The sequence below is a fragment of the Corallococcus sp. CA041A genome, from assembly GCF_003612075.1.
In the GTDB taxonomy this organism is placed as follows: Bacteria; Myxococcota; Myxococcia; order Myxococcales; family Myxococcaceae; genus Corallococcus; species Corallococcus exiguus.
In genome coordinates this window covers 33,100-48,125 of the sequence record NZ_RAWF01000035.1, presented here as the reverse complement: position 1 = coordinate 48,125, position 15,026 = coordinate 33,100, and the positions used below count along the sequence as shown (strand labels likewise).

At 69.3% G+C, this 15,026-nt stretch carries 10 protein-coding genes; 3 read left to right on the top strand and 7 right to left on the bottom strand.

Annotated features, from left to right (window positions below; translation table 11 throughout):
- From D7V77_RS09215 to modC, 3 genes are all read left to right on the top strand, one after another.
- Positions 1–321: substrate-binding domain-containing protein (locus tag D7V77_RS09215; protein WP_233596773.1), on the top strand; the 321-nt coding region annotated here is incomplete at its 5' end.
- A complete protein-coding gene (gene modB, locus D7V77_RS09210; RefSeq protein WP_120575903.1) occupies positions 321–998 on the top strand; it encodes a molybdate ABC transporter permease subunit in 678 nt (225 codons plus the stop codon). The genes D7V77_RS09215 and modB, both read left to right, overlap by 1 nt.
- A gap of 91 nt (positions 999–1,089) precedes the next feature.
- On the top strand, positions 1,090–2,160 hold the full coding sequence (modC, locus tag D7V77_RS09205; RefSeq protein WP_120575902.1) for a molybdenum ABC transporter ATP-binding protein: 1,071 nt from the start codon (positions 1,090–1,092) through the stop codon (positions 2,158–2,160).
- Here modC and D7V77_RS09200 read toward each other — a convergent pair.
- The 7 genes from D7V77_RS09200 to D7V77_RS09170 all read right to left on the bottom strand — a co-directional run bounded on the left by D7V77_RS09200 (position 2,157) and on the right by D7V77_RS09170 (position 14,621).
- Positions 2,157–2,675 carry a hypothetical protein gene (locus tag D7V77_RS09200; RefSeq protein WP_120575901.1) on the bottom strand — a complete coding sequence of 173 codons (519 nt, stop codon included), beginning with the start codon at positions 2,673–2,675 and terminating at the stop codon, positions 2,157–2,159. The genes modC and D7V77_RS09200 overlap by 4 nt on opposite strands.
- Positions 2,672–3,334, bottom strand: coding sequence for a pentapeptide repeat-containing protein (locus D7V77_RS09195; protein WP_120575900.1), 663 nt, complete (start codon positions 3,332–3,334; stop codon positions 2,672–2,674). Before D7V77_RS09195 ends, D7V77_RS09200 begins: the two co-directional genes overlap by 4 nt.
- Before the next feature lie 23 nt (positions 3,335–3,357).
- A complete protein-coding gene (locus D7V77_RS09190) occupies positions 3,358–4,566 on the bottom strand; it encodes a S9 family peptidase (RefSeq protein WP_120575899.1) in 1,209 nt (402 codons plus the stop codon).
- Positions 4,567–4,699: 133 nt separating this feature from the next.
- On the bottom strand, positions 4,700–7,135 hold the full coding sequence (locus D7V77_RS09185; RefSeq protein ID WP_120575898.1) for an isoamylase: 2,436 nt from the start codon (positions 7,133–7,135) through the stop codon (positions 4,700–4,702).
- A 229-nt stretch (positions 7,136–7,364) separates the two neighbouring features.
- On the bottom strand, positions 7,365–10,298 hold the full coding sequence (locus D7V77_RS09180) for a DUF4215 domain-containing protein (protein ID WP_120575897.1): 2,934 nt from the start codon (positions 10,296–10,298) through the stop codon (positions 7,365–7,367).
- 10 nt (positions 10,299–10,308) lie between these two features.
- Positions 10,309–11,562 (bottom strand): hypothetical protein, encoded by a 1,254-nt coding sequence (locus D7V77_RS09175; protein WP_120575896.1) that lies wholly within the window; start codon positions 11,560–11,562, stop codon positions 10,309–10,311.
- A 20-nt stretch (positions 11,563–11,582) separates the two neighbouring features.
- Positions 11,583–14,621, bottom strand: a complete 3,039-nt coding sequence (locus D7V77_RS09170) for a protein kinase (RefSeq protein WP_233596772.1) — start codon at positions 14,619–14,621, stop codon at positions 11,583–11,585.
- Between the last annotated feature and the right edge of the window lie 405 nt (positions 14,622–15,026).

The window sequence follows — 15,026 nt, the reverse complement described above, 5'->3', positions numbered from 1 at the left end:
GGGAGGGCGGACGCGGGCGTGGTGTACGCGACGGACGCGGCGCAATCGAAGAAGGTCCGGGTGGTGTTCACGGTGCCGGAGGGGGATGCGCCGCGCATCGTGTATCCGGCGGCGGCGCTGACGCAGGGCAAGGCGCCGGAAGGCGGTCTCGCGTTCGTGCGCTTCCTCCAGACGGAAGGAGCGCGGAAGGAGTTCCGCCGGTTGGGTTTCCTGGACGCGAGCGCGGCGAAGGCGGCGCCGGATGCAGGTGTGCTCCAGAACGCCCCGTCCGGGACTCGCGGCGGGATGCCTGACGCGGGCAAGGGGCATCCCGCGCCGTGATGGGCGAAGGACTGACAGGGCTGGTGCTGTTCACGGTGGCGGTGGCGGCCCTGTCCACGGCGCTCATCCTGGTGCCGGGCGTGGCGGCGGCGTACGCGCTTGCGCGCTGGAAGGGCCCGGGGCGCGGCGTGGTGGAGACGCTGTTGGCGCTGCCGCTGGTGCTGCCTCCGACGGCGGTGGGCCTGGTGCTGCTGGAGTTGCTCGCGCGGGACTCGGCGCTGGGACGGTTGCTGGATGCGCTGGGCGTGGAGGTGGTGTTCACGCCGAAGGCGGTGGTGCTGGCCAGCGCGGTGATGGCGTTCCCGCTGCTGGTGCGCTCCGCGCGCGCGGGCTTCGAGGAAGTGGATCCCCGGCTGGTGGCGGTGGCGCGCACGCTGGGGGACACGCGCACGCGAGCCTTCTTCCGGGTGACGTTGCCGCTGGCGTGGCGCGGGGTGCTCACGGGCGCGCTGCTCGCGTTCTCACGGGCGCTGGGTGAGTTCGGCGCGACGGTGCTGGTGGCGGGCAACATCCCAGGCAGCACTCAGACGTTGTCCCTGGCCATCTTCCAGCGCACGCAGGTGGGGCAGGACGCGGAGGCGCTGAAGCTCGCGGGCGTCTCGGTGGTGCTCGCGTTCGGGGCCATGTACGTGACGGAAGTGGTGACGCGGCGGCGCGGAGCGCGGGGGCTCGCGTGAAGCCCAGGCAATCCGGGCCGGCGGCTTCGAGACGCCACATGTCCGCGGAGGACGTACGAGGCGCCACGCGAACAGGAGGCGCACGTCCGTGATGGAGCTGTCCCTCAGTCTGCCCCTGGCGCGCTTCACGCTGGAGGTCGAAGCGCGCTTCACATCCGCGTCGGTAGCGGTGTTGGGGCGCTCGGGCTCCGGGAAGACGTCACTGCTGGAGGTGCTCGCGGGCCTGCGGCGAGGCGCCACGGGGCGCGTCGTGGTGGATGACCGCGTGCTGCTCGACACGGCTGCGGGCATCGACGTGCCGCCCGAAGCGCGCCGCATGGGCTACGTGCCGCAGGATGCGTTGCTCTTCCCGCACCTCACCGCCGGACAGAACGTGCGCTTCGGAGTGCGCGCCGGAAGGCCGTCACGCGTGGACGAAGCCGTGCACCTGCTGGAGCTGGAGCCGCTGCTGCACCGCTACCCGGTGACGCTGTCCGGTGGCGAGAAGCAGCGGGTCGCCCTGGCGCGGGCGCTCGCCACCGACCCGGCGCTGCTGCTGCTCGATGAACCGCTGGCCGCACTGGACATCGCATTGAAGGAGCGCGTGCTTCCGTACCTGCTGCGAGTGCGCGACGAAGCCCGCGTGCCCCTGCTCTACGTCACCCATCAGCTCGGCGAAGCACGGGCCCTGGCCCGCGAAGCCCTGCTCCTGGATGGCGGCACGGTGAAGGCCGTAGGCCCCGCGGACACGGTGCTGGGTACCGTGGCGCGAGGCCTGCTCACCGGTGAGCCCGAGGAGAACATCCTCGAAGGCGCGCTGGAGCGTCCCGAATCCGGAGGCACGCGGCTGCGAGTCACGGACGGCCTGTCCCTCTGGGTGCCGGATGCGCCGGAGCTGCCCCAGGGCACCCGTGCCGCCTATGCCATTCCCGCCGAGGACATCCTCCTGTCCACCGGACCGCTGAGCGGCGTCTCCGCGCGCAATGTGCTCGAAGGCACGGTGACGAAGCTGGAGGACGCAGGGGCAGGGGAGTGCGCGACCCACGTGGACGTCACGGGCGTGCGCTGGGTGGTCCGTCTCACGCATGTCGCCGTGCGCGAGCTGCACATCGCACCGGGCCTGCGCGTGTACCTCGCGGTGAAGTCCTCCGCCTGCCGCCGCTTGGCGGGACGGGCTTCCTAGTCCCCGCGCGCTTCCGCCTCGAACCGCCGGTGGGAGGCCTCCATCCGCACCAGCGCGTCCACGAGGCTGCGCTCGATGTCCTCGCGCTGGGCCTGTACCAGGGCTTCCGGAAACCCCATGCGCTCCAGCAGGTTCAGCTGCATGTAGAACTCCTCGCACTGCCGGTGGCCGCTCTTGCTATCCAGGTACTCGCCTGCCCGCAGGAGGAAGTCACCCCAGGCGATGGACCCGTCACGGTGGCGAAGGAGCAGGCTCGCCAGGTGGTCCGCGTCCTCCACGTCCCGCTCCTCGACAGTGGCCAGCTGCGCAATGCCCGGCATGTCGAGGAGCAACCCGTGCGCCCTGTCGATCCCGGGCACCGTGCACAGCTCCAGCAACCAGAGCGGTGGGGCGTCCAGCTTCATCACCCACGCATCCGCCCAGGCGATGAGCCGCTGGAGCCCGATGTGCCCCGTCCTCACCATCACCGCGATCCGCGCGACGGCGACCGGGTCGAACGGGGTGCCATCCCTCACCGCTTCGCTCCCGTCTTCTTCGCCCCGCCGCGTCCCGCCGGCTTCGCGTGGTAGCCCTCCACGCGCATGCCCAGCTCATGGACCACGGACATCGCCGTGTCCTGCGGGATGCGCGTGTCCTTCAGCTTGTTGCGCGCGGGGTCCAGCACCAGGCCCGTGGCCCCGGAGAAGTCCGCCCGGGTCAGCGTGCAGCCGCGGAAGTTGCTGCCGGTGAGGTCCGCGCCGGTGAAGTCCGCGTCCGTCAGGTCCATGTCGAAGAAGTTCGCCTCCCGCGCCACGCAGCGCACGAAGGACGTCTGGCGCAGGCTCAGCCCCACGAACGAGCTGTAGGGCATGGCGCACTCCTCGAAGTTCGCCTCCGGGTTCGCCGCCACGCCCGTCCAGTCGATGCCCATCAGCTTCGAGCCCTCGAAGCGCACGTCCCGCAGCCGGATGGCGTTGAAGTTCGCGCGCGTCAGGTTGCAGCCCTGGAACGCGCACGCCTCCAGCAGCGCCTCCTTCCACCGGCTCTCCTGCAGCTCACAGTTCACGAAGGTGCACCGGTAGAACTCCTTGTCACCCAGGTCGACGTTCTGGAGATCCAACCCCTCGAACGTCTCCTTCTCGAACGAGTCCTCCTGCTGGAGCCGCTTCACCACCGCGCTGTCGTCCTGGGCCATGGCGGCTTTATACCGGCCCGCCGTCACGCGTGCGCGGTGTGCAGCGTCCGCTCCAGCCAGTCGAAGACGCGCTCGTCCCGCAGCGCTGGCGCCGCGGGCTCGCAGTGCCAGCTGGCGCCCTCTGACTCCGTGAAGCGCAGCAGCGTGGAGCCCTTCAGCGCGGCGTGCAGTTCCTCGGACTGGCCCGGCCAGAACTGCTCATGGTCCGGCGAAGTAATGAGCATTGGACAACCCACGCGCGCGAGTATCTCCGCGTCCAGGTGCATCGCCTCCGCCGCCTTGTACGCGTCGAACGGCGAGCGCGTCCCATGGGGCGCCATGCGCCACTGGAGCTCCGCCCGCTCGGCGGGGAAGTCCTTCAGTCCCTCGGCCATGGACGCATCGAAGGTCTCCTTCTCTCCGGCATCCAGCAGCCGCGTCATCTCCGGAGGCAGGTGCTCGCGCCACGAATCCCCCACCCGCATCACGCCGGGATCCGCGACCGCCGCCGCCACGCGGTGCTCGAACGCCACCGCGCGAGGCACCTGGTAGCCCGCCTGGCTGACGCCGAGCAGCGCGATGCGCTGGGGATCCACCTCCGCGCGCGTGAGCAGCCAGTCCATCACCGGCGTCACCACGCGCTCCCAATCCGCGCGGAAGGGCAGCCCCTGCCGGTGCAGCGCCGCGCCCTGGCCCGGCCCGTCGAAGGTCAGCGCGTTCCAGCCGCGCTCCACCGCCGCCGCGCCGCCGTCCTTCCACATCGACGTCACCGGCCCGTCGCTGCCGTTGTTCATGATGAGGGTGGGCCTCGGCCGGACGTGTCCATTCGCTGGCCGGAAGAAGTACCCCTCCAGCGACATGCCTTCGTAGGGAATGGAGACCCGCTCGACGGGCGGCTCGAACAACGCGGCCGCGTGGTCCCAGCAGTCCCGGTGCCGCAGCCACAGCGCGCGGAACCGCTCTGGCCGCGAGGTGCCGGGCGCGCAGGCGGAAGCTTCATGGAAGTAGGTGCTCGCGCGCAGGAACGCCGAGCGTGCACTGGCGCGGTGCCCGTGGGCTGCGCTGGCGTGGGCCTGGCGCTCCAGCCGTTCGGCCAGGGCGGTGAACTCCCGCACCCACGCCTCTCGGTCCCCGTCCGGAATCCCATCCAGCGTGACGAGGACCTCTCCCGCGTCGGAGAGCCCCCGGTACGCGGCGCCCAGCAATCCCAGGCGGGCGAACTCGAACCGTCCATCCTTGAAGTGGCGTTCCATCCCGGGAGGATGGCGCTCCCTCCCCGGCGGGGCCCGCCACGGGCATCAGGGCCCACCAGCGTCCGCCTCCCCGACCGCTCCACCGCGAAGGGCCCGGCCCCCAGGGAGCACCGGGCCCTCCACGGCCTTCACGCTACTTGGCCACCAGCACCAGCACGCCGCGGCCGCACACGCCGTAGCTCGTGGCCTCGCCGCCAATCAGCACCATGCTGGCCGGGTTGAGCACCACCTGGTTCGGGCCCTCGGCCCACGAGCACGTGTCAGTCACGCGGTACCACTGCTTGCCGTTGCCCGGCCACGGCAGCAGGAAGTTCACGTTGGCGGACCAGCCGTTGTACGCGACGTAGATGGCGCTCACCGTCTCACCGGAGAACTCCGTCGCGTCGATGCGGTAGGCCAGCGCATGCTGGGTCGCGTCGTTGAAGTACGCCGCGTCCGGCACGAAGCCGTCCGGCTTGAACCAGCGGTGCTGCTCCATCACGTTCGAGTTGTTGTCGTTCGTCTTGTAGAACTCCGCCGGGCGCAGCGCGGGGTGTGCCTTGCGGAACGCGATGAGGTTCTGGGTGAACGTGCGGAAGTTGGACTGGTCCGTGGTCCACGCGTAGTCCAGCCAGTTCTTGTTCGAGTCCAGGTTGTACACGTTGTTGTTGCAGTACTGCGTGCGCAGGAATTCGTCGCCGCCCGTCAGCATGGGCACGCCCGCGCTCAGCATCATGAACGCCATGCCGTTGCGCGCCGCCTGGCGTTGGAGCGCCGCGTTGCCGCCGTGGTCCCAGCTGTGGTTGTTGTCCTCGCCGCCGTCGGACGGGCCGTAGGGCCACGCCTGGCTGTTGTTCTTGCTGTTGCACGAGTAGATGTCCTTCAAGGTGAGGCCGTCGTGGGCCACCATGAAGTTCACGGACGCCGCCGGCTTGCGGCCGTCATCCGAGTACAGGTCCGACGAGCCCGCGAAGCGCGTGGCCAGGTCCGACGGCTTGATGCTCTCCACGCCCATCTGGTTCTGGTCCTTGCGGAAGGTGTCGCGGAACGCGCCGTTCCACTCGCGCCACTTCGCCGGGAAGTTGCCCACCTGGTAGGAATTGCCGCCAATGGCCCACGGCTCCGCGATGAAGTCCGTGCCCGCGCCGCCCGCCTCCGGACGCGGATCCAGCTGCGTGGTGATTTGGTTGAGCGCCGTGTTCGCGTTGTCGCGGTTGTACTCGTAGCCGCTGTGCGTGGTCGTCTCGTGCTCGTAGATGTTGCCCAGCACCGACGCCAGGTCGAACCGGAAGCCGTCCACGCCCAGCGTGTCCTTCCAGTACGACAGCGAATGCAGGATGACGTTGCGGGCCGTGGGGTTGAACGTGTTGAAGTTGCCGCCCACGCCCGTGTTGTCCCAGTTGAACTTCATGTCCTTCGTCAGGCTGTAGTACGTGGGGTTGTCCAGGCCCCGGTACGACATGACGTTGTACGTGCTCGGGTCGCCGCTGATCCACCCGCCGCCTTCGCCGGTGTGGTTGTAGACCACGTCCACCAGCACCTTGATGCCGGCGTCGTGGAACGCCTTCACCATGCTCTTGAACTCGCGCGTGGGGCCGCCCGGCGTCTGGTCGCACGCGTAGCGGCGGTCCGGCGCGAAGTAGCTGAGGTTCATGTAACCCCAGTAGTTGTCGCCCGCGGTGCTCGCGACCGCGTCGTTGTTGCCGTTGTCCGTCTCGTGCAGCGGCAGGAACTCCACCGCCGTCACGCCCAGCGTCGCCAGCTGCGCGGCCTTCTGGCCCGCGGTCTTGTAGGTGCCCAGGCAGGCGGCATCCAAACCGGAGCCGGTGTCCTGCTTCGTCAGGCCGCGCAGGTGCACCTCATAGACGACGTCGTCCTTGAAGGCGCGCGTGGGCTTGGTGCCGGTGGCCGTTGTGTCCGGCGCGAGCACGATGCCCTTGGGCGCGAACGGACCGCTGTCCTTGTAGCGGTGCAACGGGCCGGACGCGTACACCGTGCCGTCCGCGTTGTTGGGGTTCACCGGGTCGTGCGACAGCTCCAGCGCGTACGGGTCCCACAGGAGCTTGTTCGGGTTGAAGCGGTTGCCCGCGGAGTCCACATCCGCGACGAAGCCCAACGCGCTGTTGGTCGTCGTGTTCCAGGTGGAGACGTACGTCCAGTTGGGGCCCCACGCGCGGTAGCCGTAATAGACGGTGCCGGTGACGCCGTAGCTGTTCTTCAGCGTGGCGACGGAGACGGACTTGGACCAGACCTTGGTCGTCGCGTTCTGCGTCATCACGTACGTCGCGGCCGGACTCGCGCCCTGGGCCGTCTTGTAGATCCACAGCTCGATGCGCGTGGCGCGCGACGAGTAGATGTTGAAGTTGATGTTGGCCTGCGTGGCGTCGTACTTCGCCCCCAGCGTCCAGGAGAGCAGCTCCTGCTCACGCTGCGCGGTGTCCTCCACTGCGGGCGCGGCGGGAGCGGGGACTTCGGCGGGTGTTTCCGGGGAGGCGCAGGAGACCAGCGCCGAGGCGAAGCCCACGGCGACAAGGGGATGCCACCGCGTGAGCCAGGGGCTCCGGCGGTGACGACGGGGAGGGGTCATCATGGATGTGGCTCCAGACGCGGCAAGCGAGGGTCACGACCGCTGCAAGGCCACCGGGCCCGCGACTACCCGGGGCCCGTCCGGTTCACCACCCCCACGACAGTGAAGTCAACCGCACGTTCCCCCACTCGCGCCCCCGGGCCCGCTCGCGTGTGACGCAAGACATGGCCCAGCGCGTCAAGACGTGTGACATCCCTGTTTCAAGAGGGATGTCACACGTCTGGGAAGCCGCTCAGGGGGCGGCGACGCAGGTCTTGCTGGCCCCACACACCAGGTCGAGGGCGCAGTCCTCGTTGCCCACGCACTTCGTGCCCTGGGGGCAGTCGTAGCCGCTGCCGCCGTTCATCCCGCTCACCTTGAAGTTGTTGTTGGCGACCTTCTCCGTCATCGCCTGGTTGCCGATGGAGCCCTTCAGCTTGTGGGCGACGTTCACGGTGATGGAGCCGGTGACGACCGTGGCTCCGATTTCGAACGGCTCCTCCACCGCGTTGATGGCGTCCCGGATGACGAGGGCGATCTGCGTCGCGGGCGTGCCGTTCGCCACGACCACCCGCTGGTTGGCGGCGTTCTTGAGCTTGTTGTCGCGGTCCAGTTCGAAGGTGACCGGCGTGTTGATGCCATCGCTGATGGTGAACGTCTCCTCGTCGACCAGGTTCGAGCTCGCCGTGGCCGTGATGGTGCCCGTCGCAGCCTGGAGCGTCTGCACCTTGCAGTTGGCGCTGCATGAGCCGCAGGCGAGGGTGTTGCCGTCGTCGCAGAGTTCATTCGAGGCGTTGGCGTCCACCACCCCGTCGCCGCAGACGTTGCCCTCGAGCGAGAGGACCGTCTGGCAGTCGTTGCTGCACCGCTTGCAGCTCGCCGTGCCGTAGGCGCAGGCGGTCTCCGTGGTGGTGTTGCCGTCGTCGCAGGCCTCGTTCGCCGAGTCCAGCACGCCGTCGCCGCAGACGTTGCCCGTGACGGAGACCAGTTCCTTGCAGTCGCCGCGGCACACCTTGCAGCTCGCCTGACCGTAGGGGCAGGAGGACTCCGTCTGCGTGTTGCCGTCGTCGCACACCTCGTTCGTGGAGCTGGGGTCCTGCTTGCCGTCGCCGCAGACGTTGCCCGTGAGCGGGAGGAGCGTCTGGCAGTCGCTGCTGCACCGCTGGCAGCTGGCCACGCCGTAGGGGCAGGCGGTCTCCGTGGTGGTGTTGCCGTCATCGCACGTCTCGTGGGCCAGGTCCGCCACGCCGTCGCCGCAGACGTTGCCCTTCACCGCCAGCAGTTGCTTGCAGTCGCCGCTGCACGTCTGGCAGTTGGCCACGCCATAGGGACAGGAGGTCTCCGTGGTGGTGTTGCCGTCGTCGCAGGCCTCGTGGGTCATGTCCCGCTGGTTGTCGCCGCAGACGTTGCCCTGGAGATTGAGCGCCGTCTGGCAGTCACCGCTGCACTTCTGGCAGCTCGCCTGGCCGTAGTCGCACGCGACTTCCGTCTTGGTGTTGCCGTCGTCGCAGGCCTCGTGGTCCGGGTCCTTCGCGTTGTCGCCGCAGATGTTTCCCGTGCGCGACAGGCTCTCCTTGCAGTCGAAGCGGCACACCTTGCAGTTGGCGGTGCCGTAGGGGCAGGCGTCCTCGGTCTCGGTGTTGCCGTCGTCACAGGCCTCGTTGGTGGCGTCCTTCACGTTGTCGCCGCAGACGTTGCCCTGGAGATTGAGCGCCGTCTTGCAGTCGCCGCTGCACGCCTGGCAGGTGGCGGTGCCGTAGTCGCACGCGGTCTCCGTGCGGGTGTTGCCGTCGTCGCAGGACTCCGGGCGGTCCGGTCCGTTGACGTTGACCACGCTGTCGCCGCAGATGTTCGGCTTGCAGGTGCCCAGGCAGTCGTCGTCGTCGCGCGTGTTGCCGTCGTCGCACTGCTCCTTCGCCGCCGTGTTGGTGACGCCGTCGCCGCAGGCCACGGGGGTGCAGTCCACGTCGCAGATGGCGGAGTTGGGCCCGTCGTCGCACTGCTCACCCGCGGCGGTGTTGAGGTACCGGTCGCCGCAGGCCGCGGGCGTGCAGTCCGCGTTGCACGTGCGGGAGTTGCCCGCCGTGTCGCACAGTTCGCCGCGCGTGATGTTGGTGAAGCCGTCGCCGCAGAAGGCGATGGTGCAGTCCGCGTCACAGGCGGGGCTGTTGACGGGGCCGGGGTTGTCGCACTGCTCGCCGGAGGACGTGTTCACCACGCCGTCGCCGCAGGCGCGCAGCGTGCAGTTGGCGTTGCAGTAGGCGGACTCGCCCTTGTCGTCGCACGCCTCGCCCGCGGTCCGGTTGACGATGCCATCACCGCAGACGCGCACGGTGCAGTTGAGGTTGCAGGTGGCGGACTCGCCCTTGTCGTCGCACTGCTCCTCGCCGTCGCGGACGCCGTTGCCGCAGCCTTCCGCGGACCGGCAGTCCGCGCTGCAACCGTCTTCGCTGACGTTGTTGCCGTCGTCGCAGATTTCACCCTTGATGACGTCGAGGACGCCGTTGCCGCACGTCTCGTTGGACTTGCAGTCGGAGCTGCACCCGTCGCCGTTGATGTTGTTGCCGTCGTCGCACTTCTCACCCTTGGCGACGTCCACGTAGCCGTTGCCGCAGCTCTCCTGGGAACGGCAGTCCTCGCTGCACCCGTCGCCGCTGACGGTGTTGCCGTCGTCGCACTTCTCACCCTTCGTGGGGTCGGTGTAGCCGTTGCCGCACGTCTCGTTGGACAGGCAGTCCGCGCTGCAGCCGTCGCCGCTGGCGTTGTTGCCGTCGTCGCACTTCTCGCCCACGGCCGTGTCCGTGACGCCGTTGCCGCACAGTTCGTTGGACTTGCAGTCCGCGCTGCAGCCGTCGCCGTCCCGGGTGTTGCCGTCGTCGCACTTCTCCTTCGTGACCTGGTCCACGACGCCGTTGCCGCAGGTCTCGGTGGATTTGCAGTCGCGGCTACAGCCGTCGCCATCCACGATGTTGCCGTCGTCACACTGCTCGTGGTCCTGGACGACGCCGTCGCCACATTCCGTGGAGATGCAGGTGGCCTGGTTCGCGGCGCACTTCAGGCCGTCCGGACACACCAGCCCGGCGGGGCAGTCCACCGTGGTGGCCTGGAAGCAGGAGGAGAGCAGCAGGAGCGGCGCGGCCAGGAGAAGCAGGGCGCGCGCCATGGAAGAGGGGGAGACGCGTGTCATGCGAGGACCTCTAGAAACGGAACGTGGCCACGGCACCGCCCGAACCCGCGCCGAGGAGCGGCGTGACCTGCACGGTCACCGCCTCCTGGCCCGGTTCGATGCGGTACGGCTTGGGTTGGTTGAGGACGGCGAGCACCGCGCCGGTGACGATGACGGCTCCGCCCACGGCGTACCCGGCGATGGCGCCGGTCTGCATCAGGTTGCCCTGCGAGCGCTCGTCGGCGACGGCGGCGGGCGGTACGCAGCCTCCGCATTCGGTGATGCCGGACTCGAAGGCTCGGAAGTGGTCGCGGGACTGGAGGTGCAGGAAGGTGCTGCCTCCCGCCACGGCCACGCCCGCGCCCATCACCAGCCAGGGCATCGCGGCGGACCAGCGGCGCTTGTAGCGGATGAGATCGTCGGACGTGAAGAGCTTCAAATCCAGCGCCGTCGTCTCACCGGGCAGCAGCGTGCGGCTCTGGTCGCTGGGCACGAAGCCCGCCATCGTCGCGGAGATGCTGTGCGCGCCGGGGCGCACCAGCCCCTCGTAGCGGCCGGGAGCCACGAACAGCGTCTGGCCGTCCATGGTCACCGTGGCGCCGGGCGTGGCGCAGGTGATGTCCACCCGCGCGAGCTGCTTCTCCACCAGCGTCTTGTAGTTGCGGGCGTACTCGTACTTCTCCTTCTCCAGCGGCGCCGGTCCGAAGCGCAGCGCCGCCACCAGGTGTTCGTGCACCTCCACCGGCTGGTCCAGGTTCATCAGCGCCAGCGCGAGGTTGTAGTGGATGGCCGGATGGTCCCAGCGCGCCAGCGCCTGGCGGTACTTCTCCACGGCCTGCACGAAGATGGATTCCTTCAAGAGCGCGTTGCCTTCGCCGAACAGCGCGAGCGACGCGTCCTGATCCGTCTTGGCGATGCCCTTCGCCCAGGGGCGCTCGTCCGCGCCGGGCTGCGAGCCCTCCAGCGTGCTGCTGGCCTGCTCCTGCTGGGACTCCACGGCCTTCGGCGTGGGCGGCGGGGGCATGGGAAGGGACTCGGAGAGGGGCGCGTCCGAGGGGGCCGGCGTGGCCTCGGCGGCGGTGGGCTTGCGCCGCCGCTTCGAGGAACCCGTGCCGGACACCTTCGCCGTGCCGGAGGTCTTGCCCGTGGCCTTCGACGCGGTGGGTTTCTTCTTCGTGCCCCGGGACGCCTTCGTGGTGCCTGTCCGTGGCGCCGGCTCCTGCGCCAGCGCGGGCACCGACTCCAGCGCCAGCAGCACCGACAACACGAACGCGGACCTGCTCATCACCCTGTTCAAGATGCTTCTCACTTCAGGACCTCGATGACCGGACTTCCGAGCTGGGATTGCAGACGGGAGACGCGCTCCTTCTCCCGCTTGAGCAACGTGGAGAGTTCTTCCGCCGCGCGGAGGGCGTCCTCGCGGGCGTCGCGCGCGGAGTCGGCGCTCTCCTCGGCGCGCTTCTTGGCGAACCGGGCGCGCAGCTGCGCTTCCTGGGCCCGCTTCAGCGCGGACACCAGTTCGTCGTTCTTGCTGAGCAGCTCCTGGTTGGCCAGCGCCACCTGCTCGTTGGCTGACTCCGCCGCCTGCTGCGCCTTCTGGCGCTCCAGTTCCTTGGCCTGCACCTCGGCCAGCCGCTGCTTGGCCTCGACTTCCGCGCTGCGGGCCGTGGACTCGGCGGCGCGCGCGATGATCTCCGCCGCCTGGGCCCCCTGGGCCTGCTTCTCGGCCTCCTGCTGCGCGTTGCGGATGACGACGAGCGCCACCACCGCCGCGATGACCAGGAGCCCCAGGAACGTCACGCTGCCGATGAGCAGCACCTGCTTCAGCCGGCGCCCCTTCTTGGCCTGCGCGAACACCGCCGTGAGGAAGTCCTGCTGCAACTGGGGCAGCTCTCCCCGGTAGCGCCGCTGGAAGCGCTGGGCCTCTTCCACCAGCTCACCGCGCCACAGCAGGTGCGCGTCGAAGTTCTTGCCCTGCCACTGCCGGGCCGCGTTGCGCAGCTGCTCCAGGAAAGCGGAGTCCTCCTGGCCCTCGTCCAGCCAGCGCCGCAGCGTGGGCCAGCTGTGCAGGAGCGACTCGTGGACGATTTCGACCGTGGCGCCCGTGGCGCCGCCGCCGGTCTGCACCACCAGCAGGCGCGCCTGCACCAGGTGGTCGATGAGGCGCTGCATCTCCCCCGTGTCCTTCGTCAGCTCGCGCAGCTCGTCCAGGGACACGATGGCTCGCGTGCGCTCCGGAGTGACGAGCCGCAGGAAGAGCGCGCGCACCAGCGTGCGCTCCTGCGTGGACAGGCTCTCCAGCACGCTGTCCGCGTGGCTGGCCAGCGCGCCGGCGATGCCGCCCATGGCCTGATAGGCGCTCTCCGTGAGCAGCCGGTTGGTGACGTCGCGCGCCTCCCACAATTGGGTGGCCGCGAACTGCAACAGGGGCAGCGCGCCCTGGGATGCGTCCAGGTGCTCCAGCATGCTGGACACCATGGCGGGGCTTTCGAACTGGTAGCCCGCGCGCTCCGCGGGCTGCACCAGCGCGTCCTTCAGGCCTTCGCGGGCGGGCGCGGTGAGGAAGAAGAGCCCCTGGCTGAGCTCCGCCATGAAGCGCTCGTCCTCCGGCACGCGGTCCAGGAAGTCTGAACGGATGGAGAGGATGACCCGGATGGGCGTGGTCGCGTCGTCCGCGATGCCGGACAGGCACGCGGTGAAGGCCATCCGGTCCTGGACGTCCGGCACCAGCGTGTAGAGCTCCTCGAACTGGTCGATGAAGAGCAGGATGCGCCGCTTCTCCCGGCGCGCGCGGCTGCGCAGCACGTTGCCCACGTAGCCGGGCTCCGCGCGCAGCCGCTCCACCACCCGCTGCTGCTCCTGGAGGTCGTCCTCGATGGTGGTGGACGAGCTCATCAGCGGCGCGACGATGCTGGCCAGCGCCGACAGCGGACTGCGGCCGGGGCGGATGACCAACGCCTCCCACGGCGTGCCGGACCGCTTGAGCACGGGTACCAGACCCGCGCGCACGAACGACGACTTGCCCGTGCCGGACGGGCCCACCACGGCCAGCAGCGGCCGGTCGTTGATGCGGTTCACCAGCGCGGCGATTTCACGGGTGCGGCCGAAGAAGCGGTCCGCGTCCGCCTCCTGGAAGGAGCTGAGGCCCGCGTACGGGCTCTCATCCACGCGCAGCTCGCGGCTCATGCGGCCGGGGAGGAAGGGCTCCAGCGCGCGCAGCAGCGAAGACGCGTCCGGGTAGCGGTCCTCCTTGCGCTTGAGCAGGCAGCGGTCCACGACGGCCGCCAGCTCCTGCGGCACATCCGGCGCCATGGTCCTGAGCAGGGGCATGGGCTCGTCCAGCATGCCCGTGACCATCAGCTGCGGACCGCGCAGCGGATCCAACGGGTGCTTGCCGGCGAGCATGCGGAACAGCATCAACCCCACGGCCCAGATGTCCGTGCGGCTGTCCACGGCCACGCCAATGCCCCACTGCTCCGGGGACATGAAGGCCATGGTGCCCATGATGGCGCCCTTGCGGGTGAGGTTGGACACGTCCTCGCCCATGCCCTCCACCGAGTGCAGCCGCGGCTGCGCCTGGGGGCCGCCCGCGGGCGCCTCCACGGGCTCGTCACCCTGGAGCACCTTGGCGATGCCGAAGTCGAGCACCTTGATGGCGCCCGAGTCCGTCACGACGATGTTCTCCGGCTTGAGGTCGCGGTGGACGATGCCCTGTTCGTGGGCGCACTCCAGCGCCCGCACCACTGGCACCATCAGCTCCACCGCGCGCGCGGGCGGCAGGCGTTGGTTGCCCAGCACCTTCGTCAGCGGCTTGCCCTGCAGGTACTCCAGCACCATGAACGGGCCGCCGGGGAACTCGCCGACCTCGTAGATGATGACGATGTTCTCGTGGCTGCACCGCGCCGTGGCCCGCGCCTCCAGGATGAAGCGCCGGGTGATGTCGGCGTCCTCGCTGTGCAGGAACTTGATGGCCACCCGGCGTCCCAGCCGCACGTCGCGCGCGAGGAACACCGTGCCCATGCCGCCGGAGCCCAGCTCGCGGATGAGCTCGTAGTGCTGCAGGCGCATGCCCGGGCGCAGCGCGTGTCCCTGGATGGACGGACTGGTGTTGTTGCCGGTGTCACCGGTGTCACCGGTGCCACCCGTGCCCGGACGCGACGGCCCGTCCCAGGTGGACGAGGACCCGGTGTTGGAACGTGACGGCGGCTCCACGGGCGCGGGAGCGGCTCCAAAGAGCGACTCCACGTCCGCGGCCTGTGTCCGGTCCGCGAGGTCCGAGGACACACCCGTTACGCCCACCGCGGGAGGCTCCCGCCGCACGGCACCTGCTTCGTTCTTCATCATGTCCGGCCACTTTTCCCGCGACGCATTCACAGCCATGGCGCGACCCGGACACCTCCGCCCGGTGCATCCATGCGCTGGCTACAGCCCCCCGGCCCTGCCACCACGGGCCGAAATCATACACGGACACTGCATCGCGGACACTTCACGCCCCTGCGTCAGAGGCGTGTCTGTTTTGACCTTGGGGGGGTAGGAAGGCAGACGAGCGCAGGGTGCAACGCCATGTGACATCTGCTCGCACACACGCGCGGAGAGTCATTGCGTCGCCGCGACACGAAGTGTGTCGGCCGCATGCGTGTTCCATAACGCAGGGACTGTTCCCGTGACGCGAGCGGTCAATATCTGGAATCACCAGAGTGAAAGAAGGCGGCTTCCAGTAAAAATCCAATCAATCTGTTTTACTTGATT